A 15276-nucleotide genomic window follows, 5' to 3' on the forward strand; every position below is an offset into this window, starting at 1 on the left:
CGATGCCGGCGAAGATCCAGCCGATGATGCCCATTTCCTTACTCCTGCTAGTGCGTTGATCTGATTATACCCGTCATACTTGAAACTGCATCTGTGTTGGCTGCGAGTGCGTACGCCAGTCACTTACTTGAGTAAGCTCCTGGCGAGCCACCTCTTGCCGCCGGGATGCAGCTCCAACTATTTAGGGTAGAAATAATCATTCGACGCGAAACGCCTCTTCGATCATCCGTTGCCGCTGTGCCGGCGCATAATCGATCCAGGAATTCTTGCTGTTGGATTTCTCCAGCGCAACCGCCAATTCCTGGCCGGATATCGGTAAATCGCCCTGCCAGAACGGCGCGATGGCGTGGCGGGTGATGAAGTCGCTCAGGTAGCTCTCCGGGCTGCCCTGCCAGTGCGGGTACAGGCGCGCGGCCAGCTCGGCCATCAGCGCACGTTGCTGCGGCTGTTCGCTGCTTTCCAGCAGAGCGAGGAACGGCAGCAGCAGGCGGCCGCAGACCTGGCCGTGGTGGTAGTCGCGTAGCGCGCCGATCTCGCCGGCGATGCCGTGAATGACCCCCAGCCCGGCGGCGCTCAGCGTCAGTCCCCCAAGGTACGAAGCTTGCATAATCGCCTCGCGCGCCGCGTCGCTGCGGTTGAGCGCTGGCCATGCCTCAAGGAAGTGGCGGATGCCGCTCAGCGACATGTCGCGCGTCATGGCGCTGGCCGTTTTCGACAGGTAGGCCTCGAACAGATGGGTGAAGGCGTCTATGGCGCAGTAGGCCAGCACCTTGTCCGGTGCGCCCGCCAGCAGCTGCGGATCGAGAATGGCGGTGTGCGGCACGAAGTTATTGTGGCGCAGCGAAGCCTTCACTTTGCTGACCTGGGTGTCGGTGATCACCGCGTTTTGCGTCACCTCGCTGCCGGTGCCGGCGGTGGTAGGAATGGCGATCAGCGGCAGGGTGGCGCCGCTGATTTTGCTGTCACCGACCTTTTCCATATAGCGCAGCGTCGGCAGCGGATGTTCCACCAGCGCAGAGAACGCCTTGGCGGCGTCCAGCACGCTGCCGCCGCCGATGGCCACCACGCGCCGCGCCCGGCCGCGCCAGCGCGCCACCCAGGCGTCTATTTCCTGCGGCGACGCTTCGTGGCTGACGATCTCGGTGCCGATGAGCAGCGGCGTAAGCGCTTCGTGCAGGCCGGCGTACACCGGGCCGTTGAGAAAAGATCGGCAGCTGAACAGCAGCGTCGGCTGCGGATCGGCAAGCAGCAGCGGCGGTAGCTGCTGGATGCTGCCGTGGCCGAACCAGGTCTGGCGGTTGGCGATGATGTGGCTGACGGACATGAGGTCTCCTTGACGGCGTTGCAGGTCGCGATGCCACAGCATAAGCCAGCGGGCGCGGAGCGGCCACCGCTTTCCCCGCAGCGGCAACTTGTGAGTTGTTTAACATGTAAACGATCGCGTTCTTGCATTTCGGCGCGCCGGATGCTTTTTTTAACAGTACTGGCTGCCATGCGGCCAACCCCATCCGAAATCGGTAGATTGTTAATGTATTAATAATGGCGAGGCGGGTATGGATATTCAGGTTGAACGCTTGTCTGCGGTGATCGATGCGGTGGCCAGCCCGCGCTTTTATCCCAGCCTGTTGAACTGGCTGGAAGGGTTTTTCGCCTTCGACAACGCCATCGTCTATGCCTTCGAACGCGGCCGGCCGCCGCGCTGCCTGATCAAAACCGAACGGGAAAACAGCGATGCGGTTAACCAAATCTACCAACAGGGCGCCTATCTGCAGGATCCGTTTTACCGCGCGCTGAATGACGGCGGCGAAGGCGAGGTGCTCACGTTGCGCCAGCTGGCGCCCTGCGGGTTTTATCACAGCGACTATTACCGTAATTTTTATCGCAAGACCGGCTGGCACGACGAGGCCGGCGTGCTGCTGCAGTTGACGCCGGAGCGCGGGCTGGGGGTGTTCTTCGGCTCGGCGTGCCGCACGGTGGCGGTGCGCTACCCGCAGCGGGCGGATCTGCGCAGCGCGCTGACGCTGGTGAAAAGCGTGGCACGGCTGCATGGCGAAGTGGTGGCGGCACCGGCCGAGGCCGACACGGGGAACGACGATGGCGCGCAGGCGCGTTATCTGTTGACGCCGCGCGAGCGCGAGATCGTCGATCTGATCCTCGCCGGTTGCGGTTCGCAGCAGATTGCCGACCGGCTGTTCATCAGCCTCGGCACGGTAAAAAATCACCGCAAGAACATCTATGGCAAGCTGAACATCGGCTCACAGGCCGAACTGTTCAGCCTGTTGCTGACCGCCCCGCAGCGCCGCAGCGCGTGAATGTTAATTTTTTGTAGCGAATGTCCCTAAGGGGACATAGCGGCACGGCTGCCGGCTCCCGATAATCCGATGTCATGGCATAGGCAATCGGGAGTGCGGCAGTGAACAACGAAATCGAGTCCTTAACCTACTACGCGGCGACCAAAAAATACGATCTGCGCTTCCCGACGCTGGAAGAGGATCTGGACGTCGACGTGGTGATCATCGGCGGCGGCTTCTCCGGCATCAACACCGCGCTGGAGCTGGCGGAGAAGGGCATCACCAACATCGCCATTCTCGAAGGCCGCTATCTGGGCTACGGCGGCACCGGGCGCAACGGCGGTCAGGTGATGGCCGGCATTGGCCACGATCTGGAGAAGATCAAGCGCCACGTTGGCCCGGCCGGGCTGGAAACCATCTTCAAAATCAGCAACCTTGGCGCCGGTATTATCCGCGAGCGCATCAAAAAATATGACATCGACGCCGACTTCTGCTTCGGCTACGGCTATCTCGGCAGCAACGCGCGCCAGGAGAAGACCCTGCGCGGCTGGCTGAAGGAGTTCAAGGCGGTAGCGCCACAGGAGGAGATTGAGCTCTACACCGGGGCGGAGGTGAAGCAGGTGGTGGGCTCCGACGCATACACCTGCGCGCTGAAACACATGGGCGGCGGCCACGTGCACTCGCTCAACCTGCTGCTGGGCGAGGCCAAGGCGCTGAGCGGCTACGGGGTGAAAATCTTCGAGAACAGCAGCGTGCTCAACGTGGAGTATGGCCCGCGCATCACGGTGCGCACCGCCATGGGCTCGGTGCGTGCCAACAAGATGCTGTGGGCCTGCAACGGCTTCCTCAACGGCATGGAGCCGCAGATCTACCGCAAGACCATCAATACCTACGCCTTCCAGCTGGCCACCGAGCCGCTGTCTGACGAACTGATCCGCCAGATCAGCCCGATCCGCGGCGCCTACAGCGACATCCGCCCGGTGATCGACTATTACCGGGTGACCAACGAAAACCGGCTGCTGTTCGGCAGTGCCACCCGATTGATCGAATATTTCCCGTCGGATCTCAAGGCCTGGAACCGCAACCTGATGCTGAAGGTGTTCCCGTACCTGAAAGACGTGAAGATCGATCTGGCCTGGGGCGGCCCGCTGTGCTGCAGCGCCAACCTGTTCCCGCAGATCGGCACGCTGCCGGATCGCGACAACGTGTTTTACGTGCAGGGCTACTCAGGCTTCGGCGTAACGCCGAGCCACATCGTGTGCAAGGTGCTGGCGGAGGGCATGAGCGAAGGATCCGATCGTTACGATCTGATGAGCTCGATCCCGCACGTCAACATTTTCGGCAAGGACAAGCTGCGGCGGGTGATGACCACCGCCGGTAAGGTTTGGCACCAGACATCCGGCTACTGGAAAGGCCGCCGTTAACCCTCAGAGGAGAATGACATGAAACCGTTACTGCTTAAACAACCGCTGCCGGAACTGCTGGAGATCGGTAGCGTCAGCAACCTGGGCGCCACGGTGATCGCCGGCACGCCGACCGTCGGCGTGGCCAGCATCTTCGGCGAACCGACCGACAATCTGAACTGCGGCGTGTTCAGTTGCACTCGCGGCAGCTTCGTGATGGAGTATCCGTTCGCCGAGCACGCCACGGTGTGGGAAGGCAGCGCCACCCTGACCAACGAACGCACCGGCGAATCGGTGCAGTATCAGGCCGGCGACTCCTGGTTCGTCGAGAAGGGCACCCCGGTGCGCTGGGATATCACCTCGGATCGCTTCGTCAAACACTACCTCGCCATCGTCGAAGGCTGACGCCGTCATGCCCCCCTCGGCCCGCTGAGGGGGAGCGCCTTAGCCTAACGCCCGCGCAATAAACTCGGTCACCCGCTTGAGGATCTGATCCTTATTGGTTTCGTTAAAGCTCTCGTGCCGCCCGCCTGCATTGATCATTCGTTCGAAATCGTCACCGCGCAGACGATCGAGCGCGGTTTGCGTTTCGCTCATCAGCACCAGCCGATCGTCGTCGCCGTGGATCCACAGCGTGGGCAGCGCGCCGAAGCCCGGCCCGGCGTTGATGGCGGTGAGGATCCGTTGCATGGCGCGCAGCGTGGGGCGCTTGAACGGCCCGTGCCACACCAGCGGATCTTCCTGATACGCCGCGCCGACCGCGGGATCGCGCGCCAGGGTAGCGGTATCCAGCGGTGCGTCGGGGATCGTCGGCAGTTCGGCCAGATCGGAGATCGCCGTTCTGTCGCCGAGCAGCGGGCCGGACAGCACCAGCGCGCGCACCTCCTCGCCATGGCGCTGCACGTAGCGGGTGGCGATCATGCCGCCCATCGAGTGGCCGATCACCACCAGCGGCAAGGTGGGGTATTGCTGCCGGAGATGCGCGACCACGCGCTGCACGTCGTCGACCACGGCGTCATAGTCCTCGATCAGCACGCGTTCGCCCTGCGACAGGCCGTGGCCGAGATGGTCGGGGCCGAACACCCGCGCGCCCTGTGCCTGTAGCGTGCGCGCCACGTATTGATAGCGGCCGAGATGCTCGCCGTAGCCGTGCACCAGCAGCGCCAGATAGCGCGGTTTGTCGTTTCCCCAGTCGTGCACGGCGATGTCGCCGTGACGGCCTTTGATAAAGCTGACGGTTTGTTCGGACATCTTATTGTTCTCATGGTGGTAGGGTTGCCCTTCAGCGTAGCGGCTGGCGGCGAGGTTGTCAGGGGCGCCGGGTGCGGCGCCCGCAAGAGAGGGGGATTACAGGCCGAACTGGCGCGCCAGCTCGTCGAGCGCTTCACGCTGGAAGCGGTTGAAGGCGTCGCGCGGCTGCTGTTGCTGGATGAACGCCAGCAGCGGATCCTGCACTTCAGTGCGCACGCCGCTCAGCTGTTCCATCACCGCCAGCCCGCAAAACGGCACGTAGGATTCGGCGTAGCCGCCTTCGTGCACCATCACCAGCTTGCCGCCGCACAGTCGGTCAGCGGCGTCTTGCACCAGCGCGGTCATGGCGCGGAAGCTGTCGCTGTGCAGCTGCATGCGCGCCAGCGGATCGAGGGCGTTGGCGTCGTAGCCGCAGGCGACGATGATCAGCTCCGGCTCGAATTTTTCCAGCGCCGGGATGATGATGCGCCGCATGGCGTGCAGGTAGCCGTCGTCGCCGGCGCCGGCCAGCATCGGTACGTTAACGTTGCAGCCCGCCCCGGCGCCTTCGCCGCGATCCCGTTCGCCGGAATAGCCTGCCGGGAAGCAGCCGTCCTGATGCAGCGACAGCGTCAGCACGTCGCCGCGCTGCCAATAGATATGCTGGGTGCCGTTGCCGTGGTGTACGTCCCAGTCGAGCACCGCCACCTTGCCGAGGCCATGGCGGGCCTTGGCGCGCTCGATGGCAATGGGAATGTTGGCCAGGAAGCAGAAGCCCATCGATTGATCCGGCAGGCAGTGGTGGCCCGGCGGGCGCGACAGCGCATAGGCGTTATCCAGCTCGCCCTGCAGCACCGCCTCCACCGCCGCGCAGGCCAGCCCGGCTGAGAGTTTGGCGATCTCATAGCTGCCCGGCCCCAGCGGCGCTTCTTCCCCCAGCAGGCCGCCGCCACTGTCGCTCACCTGTTTGAAACGCTGCAGGTAGTGTGCGGGGTGGATGCGCAGCAGGTCTTCTTCCGCCGCCGGTTCGGCGCTCAATAGGGTAAGCTGGCGCGACAGGCCGGACACGTCCATCAGGTTCTTCATGCGCCGTTTGGTTTCCGGCGATTCGGCGTGGCCGGCACCCGAAGGCGGTTGTACCCAACCGCCGACCGGCAGGGTGGTGGCGTGCAGGCCGGTGCTGTGCCAGAAACAGCGTTCATCAAACAAGAAACCGGTTGTTCTTTTCACCTTTCTCCTCCTGTTATACGGCGCGGTGCGCGCGGTGAAGCCAGCGAAATCAACAGCAGTGACAGCAGCGCGCAGCCCAGCGCGCCGAACAGCAAGGCGTTGAAACCGCCGGAAGATTCGATAAGAGAGCCGGCCAGCGTCGGGCCGATGGCCATGCCGCCGCCGATCACCAGGTTGATGCCGTTCATCAGCTTGCCGTCGTTATCCAGCCCGGCGACCCGCGCCAGAATGAACGGCAGCACGAAGGTCCAGGTGAATTTGAACAGCAGGGCGGCCAGGGCGAAACGCAGCAGCAGCGGTTGGCCTGTCAGTAGCGCCACGCTGGTCAACAGCAAGGCGTACCCCAGCACGATCAGGCGTCCGCCGCCGAAGCGCGCGCCGATCAGCGCCGCTGCCCCCGCACCGACGATGCCGAGCAAGGTGGCGATGGCCAGCACCTGGCCGCTGTGGGCCGGCGACAGCCCGGCACCTGCGGCGATGCCGCCGATAAAGGTCCAGACCGCGCTCAGGCTGATGTAAAAGGTCAGCACCGCCAGCACGGCGCACAGCTTGCGCGCCAGCGAGGCGGCGGGGCCACTGCGGGCGGCGCGGGCGGCGGTGAAACCGTTGGGGAACGCCGGGATGAGCGGCAGGCAGCACAGCATGATGGCTGCCAAAATCAGGTAGACCGCCATCAGGCCGAAGTGCGCGAATAGCGGCGGCAGCACCAGCAGCCCGACTGCACCCAGCACCAGCTGGCCGAGCACCCAGAAGGCATAGACCCGGCTGGGATTGGCGGTGCCGGCGGCGCAGGTGATGCACAGGATCATCAAGGTGCCGCCTGCCAGCGAGGCGATGAAGCGCAGCGGCAGCAGTAGGGCGAAATCTTGCACCAGCGCCGAAGCCAGGTTGCCGGCGATAAACACCAACGCCGACAGCGTAGCGACCCGCCGCCAGTTGATGCGCCCGATCCACCACCACGCCGGCAGGGTGGCCAGGCTCATGGCGCCGAGTTCGGTGGAGAACAGGTGGCCGATCTGCGCCGGGCCGAGCTGCCACTGCGCGGCGAGCTGGGCGGCCACGGCGGGGGCGGTCATCAGAATGCCCGGCGCGATGGCGGCGAAGACGATAATGGCGGTCAGCAGCCGCGGCGGGCAGGGGAGCGCCGCGCCGACGGCGGGCGCGGAAACCGAATCACTGGACATAAACCTTATTCCCCAAGCGTTAAGTGACGATGAAATATCCCGCCCGGCCCGATTGCGGGCAGGGGGAAGCCGCGCCATAAATGGCGAATACGTTCTGGCGTTATTTTCCGACCGCCGGCAGCGGCGGCCGTTATCGGGCGTTAACCGTGGGCGAGAAAGCCGCTGGCGACCAGTTCGGTGCGGTTCACCACGTCGGTTTTGGCAAAAATATTGCGCATATGGGTTTTCACCGTGGACAGCGAAATGCCCAGCTTCAGGGCGATGCGCTTATTGCTGGCGCCTTCGCGCACCATGTTGACGATCTCTTGCTCTTTGGCGGTCAGCAGCTGCGCCTCGCCGTCGGGCAGCAGATCGCGCGTCGCCAGCTCGATCAGCGGCAGCACCGCGCGCAGGCGGCCGCGTTCCACTTCGGTAAACGGGGTGTCACGGATCAGCGATACCCCGGCGACGATGCGCTTGCGCTGGCGGATGAAGATCTCCGTCATGTCGCGCATGTCGTTCGGCAGCATAAAGTCGTGGTAATAGCGGCGGTTGCCGGCGATCGCCGCCGGGCTCATGCCGACCATGGTAATGTCCTGACGATGGAAATTGGCCGGCTGCAGCGGGTCTATCTGCTGGAAGTGGTTCAGGTACTGCTGATGCGTTTTATCGGGCATGCCATGCAAGATGTAGTGATCCGGCCGCAGGTCGCGATCGACCAGATAGAACACCCCGGCGGACACCGGGATCAGGTGCGTGATGGTCGCCAAACAACTGTTGATAAAGGCATCGGATGCTGTGCTGTGCATGATTCGTGTTCCTCCCTTTATCATTCAATCTGGAGAAGGTTGGCGGTCAATATATGAACGATACAAGCATAGTTGTAGCAATTTGGCAACACAATAAAAACATATTAACAACGTGAGGCTGATTGCAATAAAACACATAAATAACAAGATGACACTGCATTAATCAGGGCTTTTCATGGCGGATTTATCGCGATTTTCATTAATAGGTTAATGAAATGGTTCACCGCTTTTCCCGCTGAATTTACAGCGCTTTTCAAGGCTTGCCCGGGTGAAGCCGCCTCCGCCCTGCGCGTGCTACAGCTGTCGTTGCCGCCGCCGCCTCTCGTTCTTAAGAACGATAGCCAGGCTTTTCCACCGCTTCCTACACTGCGAATTGAAGATAGCGCCAGGCGGCGCCAAACGTATAAGACGAAAAAATGATGACCTTTCTCGGGCTGAGGCGTCGGGTTGTTCAGTCCGCATGACCATACAGGGGACGGACGATGCAGAAAAAAACGTTGGCGGTGGCGTTGAGCGGCGCCTTATCGGGCCTGGCGCAGGGGGCGGACGTCGATCGCCCCAACGTGCTGATCATTCTGGTGGACGATATGGGCTACTCCGACATCAGCCCGTTCGGCGGCGAGATACCGACGCCCAACCTGCAGGCGCTGGCCGAACGGGGCGTGCGCATGAGCCAGTACTACACCTCGCCGATGTCGGCGCCGGCGCGGTCGATGTTGATGACTGGCAACACCAACCAGCAGGCCGGCATGGGCGGCATGTGGTGGTATGAGAGCACCGCCGCGCAGCCGGGCTATGAAATGCGGCTGACCGACCGCGTGACCACATTGCCGGAGCGCTTTCGCGACGCGGGCTACGCCACCATGATGGCGGGCAAATGGCACCTGGGCTATGTCGACGGCGCCAAACCGACCGATCGCGGCTTCGAGCGCGCCTTCGCCTTTATGGGGGGCGGCACCAGCCATTTCGACGATGCGAAACCGCTGGGCACCGTGGAGGCGTTCCATACCTTCTACACCCTGAACGGTAAACGCGTGTCGTTGCCCAAAGATTTCTATTCCAGCAAGGCCTATGCCGATCAACTGGAACAGTGGATCCGCGATACGCCGCAGAGCAAGCCGATCTTCGCCTATCTGGCCTTTACCGCGCCGCACGATCCGCTGCAGGCGCCGGATGACTGGATCGCCAAATTCGACGGCAAATACGACGCCGGTTACCAGCAGGCCTATCAGCGGCGCATTCAGCGCCTGAAGGCGCTGGGGCTGATCTCCGAGCGCACGCCGATGCCGACGCTGGCGCTGGATAAGGCCTGGAACGCGCTGACGCCCGAGCAGCAAAAATATGAAGCCAAGACCATGCAGGTGTACGCGGCAATGATTGCTTACATGGACGATCAGGTCGGTGCGGTGCTGAACACCCTCAAGCAAACCGGCCGCGACCAAAATACGGTGATCGTGTTCGCCACCGACAACGGCGCCAACCCCGCCAGCGGCTTCTACTACGGTTCGAAGCCGGAGTATTGGCGGCAGTTCGACAACAGCTACGCCAACCTCGGCCGCAAGGGATCGTTCATCTCCTACGGGCCGCACTGGGCCAACGTCAGCAACGCGCCGTACGCCAATTACCACAAAACCACCAGCGCACAGGGCGGCATCAATACCGATTTCATCATCTCCGCGCCGCGGCTGAAGGGGCGTGGCGGCATCGACCGCACGCCGATGGCGGTGTATGACATCGCGCCGACGCTGTATGACTATGCCGGCATCGACGCCAACAAACCGCTGAAAGCCAAGCCGACGCTGCCGATGGTCGGCGTCAGCTTCAAGCGCTATTTCAGCGGCGAGGCAGACGGCGTGCCGCGTGCGACCTACGGCGTGGAACTGCATAACCAGGCCGCCTATGTGGATGGCGTCTGGAAGCTGCGGCGGTTGGTGAAGGCCGGGCCGACGGCGCAGATGGCGCCGTGGGGGCTGTTCAACCTGCATGACGATCCGCTGGAAACGCGCGATCTGGCCGCCGCCAACCCGGATCGAGTCAAACGGCTGAGCGAGGCGTATCGCCGCTTTGCGCAGCAGAGCATGGTCATTGAAGCCAAAGGTGAAGCGATCGACTACCTCGGCGTTGACGCCAGCACCGGTGACTATATCGGCCTGGATCCGCAGACCCACAAACCGTTGCCGCAGGCGGCGCCATGAACCTGGCCCAGCTGCGCGCGCAGCAGATCCCGGTAGAGAGCGAACCGCGCGCGGCGGTGCCTTTTCATTTGCTGGTGAAGCCGATCGGCGCCGGCTGCAACCTGGGTTGCCGTTACTGTTACTATCCGCAGCGCCAGGAAGAACGGACGCGCAAGATGGACGACGACCTGCTGGCGGAATTTATCCGCGGCTACATCGCCGCCCAGCCGCGTTACAGCCGCGAGATCAACTTCGTCTGGCAGGGCGGTGAGCCGCTGCTGGCGGGGATCGGTTTTTACAAGCGGGCGCTGGCGCTGCAGCGCCGCTATGCGCCGCCGGGCGTGCGGATCAGCAACAGCCTGCAGACCAATGGCACCCTGCTGAACGACGCCTGGTGCCGGCTGTTCCGGCAACATCACTTTATCCTCGGCGTCAGCCTGGACGGCGACCGCGAGGTGCAGGACGCCCACCGGCCGGACAAGCGCGGTGGCGCCAGCTATGACGCCGCGCTGCGCGGCATCGCGTTGCTGCAGCGCCATCAGATCGACTTCAACCTGCTGATGGTGGTGCACGACGGCGTCGCGGATCGCGCCGAGGCGATCTACGATCATGCGGTGGCGATCGGGGCGCGCTATCTGCAGTTCCAGCCGCTGATGCTGGAAGGGGACGCGCCCACCGCCGGCTATGGGCTGAGCGCCGCCAACTGGGGGCGCTTCATGCTGGCGGTATACCGCCGCTGGCGCAGCCGCGGGCACGTCGGCCAGGTCTTCGTGATGAACATCGAGCAGGTCTACGCACAGTATTTTACTCACGTCAGCCCCAGCTGTGTACACGCCGAACGCTGCGGCGGCAATCTGGTGATGGAGCCGGACGGGCGGCTTTACGCCTGCGATCATCTGATCAACGCGCAGCACCTGCTCGGCCATGCCGATCGCCACACGCCGCTCGCCACCCTGGCGGCAAGGGCGGCGGAGATGCCATTCGGTAAAAACAAGAGCCTGCGCCGCGAGTGCCAACGCTGCAGCGTGAAAAGCGTCTGCCAGGGCGGCTGCCCGGCGCATGTGGGCGAAGATCGCTACAACCGGCTGTGCGCCGGTTATTACGCCTTCTTTTCCGCGCTGCTGGCGCCGCTGCGTGCCTATCCGCGCAGCCCGCAGGGAGCGAGGCAGTGGCGCGCCGCCGTGAGCGCGGCCGCAGGTTGAAACCGTCTCGTCCTTAAGGACGATAGTCAGCATTTTCCTTTCCTCTCTATAGTGAGATTACCGCCGCTGGCGGTGAAAAACCTGCAAGCACCTGCATGCATCAGGCCAAAACTATAAGAGGAAATAACCATGAACCTGTCGTCGCGGTTGCACGCCCACCTGGCTCGAGGCAAGGTCGGCTTTCCCACCACCTTGGCCAGTTCGGTCGGGGTGATCATGGCCAGCCCGGTGATCCTGACGGTCACCAGCGGCTTCGGCATCGGCGGCGACACCTTCGCGCTGGCGATGCTGATCGCCTTCATCATGATGCAGGCGCAGCTCACCACCTTCTCCGAAGCGGCGGCGCTGCTGCCGACCTCCGGCTCCGTTTACGACTATATCTCCTGCGGCATGGGGCGTTTTTTCGCTATCACCGGCGCGCTGTCGGCCTACCTGATCGTGCATATCTTCGCCGGCACCGCCGAGACCATTCTTTCCGGCATCATGGCGTTGGTGAACTTCGAGCACCTCAACACCCTGATGGAAAGCCACAATGCCTCCTGGATGGTCGGCGTCGGGCTGGTTGTCGTGTTCGGCCTGCTCAACGCGTTCGGCATCGAGGCCTTCGGCAAGGCGGAGATCGTGCTGACCTTCGCCATGTGGAGCACGCTGGTGATTTTCGGCATCGTCGGGCTGCTGTCGCCGCATGCGGTGCCGCTCGAGGGCTGGTTCGGCAGCACGCTGAGCCTGAACGATCCCTTCGCGGTGTTCAGCCTGATCGGCATGGCGATGTTCATGTTCGTTGGCTGTGAACTGGTGACGCCGATGGCGCCGGAGATCAAACGCTGCGATCGGGTGATCCCGCGCGCGATGGCGCTGGGGCTGTGCGGCGTGGCGGTGTGTATGGCGCTGTATGGCGCGGCGCTCAGCCACCAGGTGGAAAACGTGGTGATCGACGCCGCCAGCGGCACGCGCCTGCTGGAAACGCCGATGGCCATCCCGGCGTTCGCCGGCCAGGTGATGGGCCAGTTCGGCAAATATTGGCTCGGCGTCGGCCTGCTGCTGGCGGGCGCCGCGACCATCAACACGCTGATGGCGGCGGTGCCGCGCATTCTGTACGGCATGGCGCTGGACGGCGCGCTGCCGCGCATGTTCGCTTATCTGCACCCGCGCTTTAAGACGCCGGTGGTCGGCATTCTGGTGGCGGTATTGATCCCCTGCGTACACGCCTTCGCCATTCAGGGCAATCTCGACAGAATCATACCGCTGGTGCTGGCGGCGGTGTGCGCCTGGGGCGTGGCCTACCTGCTGGTGACCTGCTCGGTGGTGATCCTGCGCGCACGTCGCCCCGATCTGCCGCGTGCCTATAAATCGCCGTGGTTCCCGCTGCCGCAGATCGTTTCCAGCGTTGGCATCGTGCTGGCCATCGTTTACATCACGCCGCCGGGAATGAACCCGAGCGATATCTACATTCCCTTCGGCTGGATGATCGGCCTGACTGCCGCCTATGCGCTGTTCTGGACGCTGTGCGTGCAGAAAGTGAATCCGTTCAAGCCGGTGCCGGTCGAGCAGGTGCTGGAGAACGCATTCGCCAAGGGGGAAAACGAGGAGGCGCAGTTTGATCGGCTTACTTCCCTCACTTAACCGTGCCTGGCGGCGAGCGCCGTCGGGCTATCGGCCGGGCGCTGCGCTGGATCGTCTGGTGCGCAATCTGGAACCCTACGCGTGCGAACGCCTGGCGCCGGGACTGCTGCGGCTGACGCTGCCGCAGGGGCCGCAGATCGAGGTCAGTGAACAGGTGCAGGGGCTGTTTATGGCGCATATCGTCAGCCACCGCTTTCGGTTGCAGGGCCCGTGCGCGATGCAGCTTCCGCTGACGCTGGACGTGGTGACCGGCGGCTGGCTGCGGCGGTGCGGGGTGCGTTATCTGCTGCGCCAGCGCCATGCGGCCGCGCAGCAGGTGCTGGACGGCCTGCAGCGTTACCCGCAGATCGGCGAGACGCTGGCGCAGCTGGATTTTCGCCGCGTGCAGCTGACGGTGAACGACGGGCGTTGGCAGGTGGATATTGAGCATTTCGCCGCGTCGGAGGTGGTCAGCTGTTTGCCGGTCGGCCGCCGCTATCTGCGGCTGGATGCCGAACAGCGGCGGCTGCTGTTGAGCAGCCTGCTGATGATCGGCCAACTGATGGAGAAGCTGAATCATGAGTAGAGTGGTTGTGATTACCGGCGGCGGTACCGGCGTCGGCGCCGCCTGCGCACGTCTGCTGGCGGCGCAGGGTGATCGGGTGTTCATCATCGGCCGCCGCCCGGAACCGCTGGCGGCGCTGGCGCAAGAGATCGGCGCGCAGGCGCTGGTGGGCGATGCCGCCAGCGGTGAGAGTTGGGCCCACACGCTGCTGCCGGCCATTCTGCGTGAAGCCGGGCGCATCGACTGCCTGATCGGCAGCGCCGGCGGCATGGGCTTCAAGCGCATCACCGAGATGACCGACGCGCAGTGGCAAGGGGCGATGGACAGCAACCTCAACAGCGCTTTCGCCAGCGCGCGCGCCTGCCTGCCGGAGCTGATTAAAAGCGGCGGCAATTTGCTGTTTGTGGCCTCGATCGCCTCGCTGGCCGCCGGGCCGGAGGTCTGCGGCTACGTCACCGCCAAACACGCGCTGATCGGGCTGATGCGCTCCATTGCCCGCGACTATGGCCCGCTGGGCGTGCGCGCCAACGCGGTGTGCCCGGGCTGGGTGACCACGCCGATGGCGGACGAAGAGATGCAACTGCTGATGGACGCCCATCAGATTTCGCTGGAGCAGGCTTACCAGATGGTCTGCCGCGACGTGCCGCTGCGCCGCCCGGCCAGCGCCGAGGAGATCGCCCGCGTGTGCCGTTTCCTGTGTTCCAGCGAAGCTTCAATCATTACCGGCGCGGCGCTGGTGGCCGACGGCGGCTCCACCATCGTCGATGTGCCGACCCTGGCTTTCACTTCCCTGTAAGGAGCATTTCCATGAGTTCAGAAGCGGTATTCATTCAGGTTGGCGCACTGGCGGAAGGCTTTGCGCCGCACAGCAATACACTGGAACAGCAGCACGGGTTGGCGGGCACCATGCTGACGCTGCGTTTTCGCGACGGCGCGGCGCAGCGCTGCCGGTTCATCGACGAGCAGACGCTGGAGTGGGGGGAGCGGCGCGGCGTCGCCTATCGCGCCACCAGCATTCGCCCCGGCGTGCTGTTCATCGATTTTCTCGATCCTGCCCGCGCCAACGCCAGCATTACGCTGGTATGCGACCGCAATCAGGGCAACTTCACTGCGGTATACGGCCAGTTGCCGGACGAAGCGCAGGCGCGGCTCGACGCCTTCAGCCGGGTGGAGCAGGGGCTGCCGCTGACCGCGGTCGAGGCCGAATTCCGCTTCGGCACGCTGGATGACGCCGACGTGGCGCCACCGGGCTTTACCGATGAGCTGATCGGCATGCGCAACATGTACACCTACAGCCCGACCGAGCGGTACGAGCACATCTACCTGAACGACAACTTCTACGCCTGGCAGTGTCTGGACGGGGTGGAAAAGGGGCTGGCGGACGTCGATCGCTGCCACTACGTGAAGGTGGCGGAGCAGCTTTATCTGTTCGTCTGGCGCGAGAAGATCATCCCGACGCTGGGCGTGGTGATGATCGATCTGCAGGGCATGCGCACCGACGGCAAGATCCTCGGTTATCAGGGCAGCGATTTCAGCGCGCTGAGCAACTTTGCGGTCGGCGCCCATGCGCAGGTGCTGAACACCACGCGACACCCGCGAGGATAGGG

Annotated in this window: 14 protein-coding genes; 9 read left to right on the plus strand and 5 right to left on the minus strand. The window is 63.7% G+C overall.

The genetic code is table 11. The features are described 5' to 3' along the window. Positions 1-196 precede the first annotated feature (196 nt). The gene (locus EGY12_RS09880; RefSeq protein ID WP_123893317.1) at positions 197-1324 is read right to left on the minus strand and encodes an iron-containing alcohol dehydrogenase; all 1128 of its coding nucleotides are present in this window, start codon (positions 1322-1324) and stop codon (positions 197-199) included. Positions 1325-1553: 229 nt separating this feature from the next. Here EGY12_RS09880 and EGY12_RS09885 point away from each other — a divergent pair, with 229 nt between their 5' ends. The 3 genes from EGY12_RS09885 to EGY12_RS09895 all read left to right on the plus strand — a co-directional run bounded on the left by EGY12_RS09885 (position 1554) and on the right by EGY12_RS09895 (position 4099). Beyond that, positions 1554-2312 carry a helix-turn-helix transcriptional regulator gene (locus EGY12_RS09885; RefSeq protein WP_038878388.1) on the plus strand — a complete coding sequence of 253 codons (759 nt, stop codon included), beginning with the start codon at positions 1554-1556 and terminating at the stop codon, positions 2310-2312. A 101-nt stretch (positions 2313-2413) separates the two neighbouring features. Further along, entirely contained in the window at positions 2414-3715 is a 1302-nt protein-coding gene (locus EGY12_RS09890) for an FAD-binding oxidoreductase (RefSeq protein ID WP_064291110.1), read from the plus strand. Between the two features lie 18 nt (positions 3716-3733). Then, the gene (locus EGY12_RS09895) at positions 3734-4099 is read left to right on the plus strand and encodes a cupin domain-containing protein (RefSeq protein WP_019454941.1); all 366 of its coding nucleotides are present in this window, start codon (positions 3734-3736) and stop codon (positions 4097-4099) included. Between the two features lie 39 nt (positions 4100-4138). Here the strand turns inward: EGY12_RS09895 and EGY12_RS09900 are convergent, their stop codons facing one another. The 4 genes from EGY12_RS09900 to EGY12_RS09915 all read right to left on the minus strand — a co-directional run bounded on the left by EGY12_RS09900 (position 4139) and on the right by EGY12_RS09915 (position 8126). Beyond that, the gene (locus EGY12_RS09900) at positions 4139-4945 is read right to left on the minus strand and encodes an alpha/beta hydrolase (protein ID WP_123893319.1); all 807 of its coding nucleotides are present in this window, start codon (positions 4943-4945) and stop codon (positions 4139-4141) included. Between the two features lie 96 nt (positions 4946-5041). Further along, positions 5042-6154: a class II histone deacetylase gene (locus EGY12_RS09905; RefSeq protein WP_123893321.1), complete on the minus strand. Its 1113-nt coding sequence runs from the start codon at positions 6152-6154 to the stop codon at positions 5042-5044. After that, complete coding sequence (locus EGY12_RS09910; RefSeq protein ID WP_123893323.1) at positions 6151-7338, minus strand: MFS transporter; 1188 nt, start codon at positions 7336-7338, stop codon at positions 6151-6153. The genes EGY12_RS09905 and EGY12_RS09910 overlap by 4 nt, the downstream gene beginning before the upstream one ends. 140 nt (positions 7339-7478) lie before the next feature. Then, complete coding sequence (locus EGY12_RS09915; RefSeq protein WP_123893325.1) at positions 7479-8126, minus strand: LuxR family transcriptional regulator; 648 nt, start codon at positions 8124-8126, stop codon at positions 7479-7481. Between the two features lie 482 nt (positions 8127-8608). Here EGY12_RS09915 and EGY12_RS09920 point away from each other — a divergent pair, with 482 nt between their 5' ends. The 6 genes from EGY12_RS09920 to EGY12_RS09945 all read left to right on the plus strand — a co-directional run bounded on the left by EGY12_RS09920 (position 8609) and on the right by EGY12_RS09945 (position 15274). Further along, positions 8609-10321, plus strand: coding sequence for an arylsulfatase (locus tag EGY12_RS09920; protein WP_123893327.1), 1713 nt, complete (start codon positions 8609-8611; stop codon positions 10319-10321). After that, on the plus strand, positions 10318-11502 hold the full coding sequence (locus tag EGY12_RS09925) for an anaerobic sulfatase maturase (RefSeq protein ID WP_123893329.1): 1185 nt from the start codon (positions 10318-10320) through the stop codon (positions 11500-11502). The genes EGY12_RS09920 and EGY12_RS09925 overlap by 4 nt, the downstream gene beginning before the upstream one ends. Before the next feature lie 129 nt (positions 11503-11631). Further along, positions 11632-13125: an APC family permease gene (locus EGY12_RS09930; RefSeq protein WP_123893332.1), complete on the plus strand. Its 1494-nt coding sequence runs from the start codon at positions 11632-11634 to the stop codon at positions 13123-13125. Beyond that, a complete protein-coding gene (locus EGY12_RS09935) occupies positions 13100-13690 on the plus strand; it encodes a DUF3156 family protein (protein ID WP_123893334.1) in 591 nt (196 codons plus the stop codon). Before EGY12_RS09930 ends, EGY12_RS09935 begins: the two co-directional genes overlap by 26 nt. Beyond that, positions 13683-14465 (plus strand): SDR family NAD(P)-dependent oxidoreductase, encoded by a 783-nt coding sequence (locus EGY12_RS09940; protein WP_123893336.1) that lies wholly within the window; start codon positions 13683-13685, stop codon positions 14463-14465. The genes EGY12_RS09935 and EGY12_RS09940 overlap by 8 nt, the downstream gene beginning before the upstream one ends. A gap of 11 nt (positions 14466-14476) precedes the next feature. Then, complete coding sequence (locus EGY12_RS09945) at positions 14477-15274, plus strand: MoaF C-terminal domain-containing protein (RefSeq protein WP_123893338.1); 798 nt, start codon at positions 14477-14479, stop codon at positions 15272-15274. Positions 15275-15276 lie beyond the last annotated feature (2 nt).

Source organism: Serratia sp. FDAARGOS_506 (genome assembly GCF_003812745.1).
In the GTDB taxonomy this organism is placed as follows: domain Bacteria; phylum Pseudomonadota; class Gammaproteobacteria; order Enterobacterales; family Enterobacteriaceae; genus Serratia.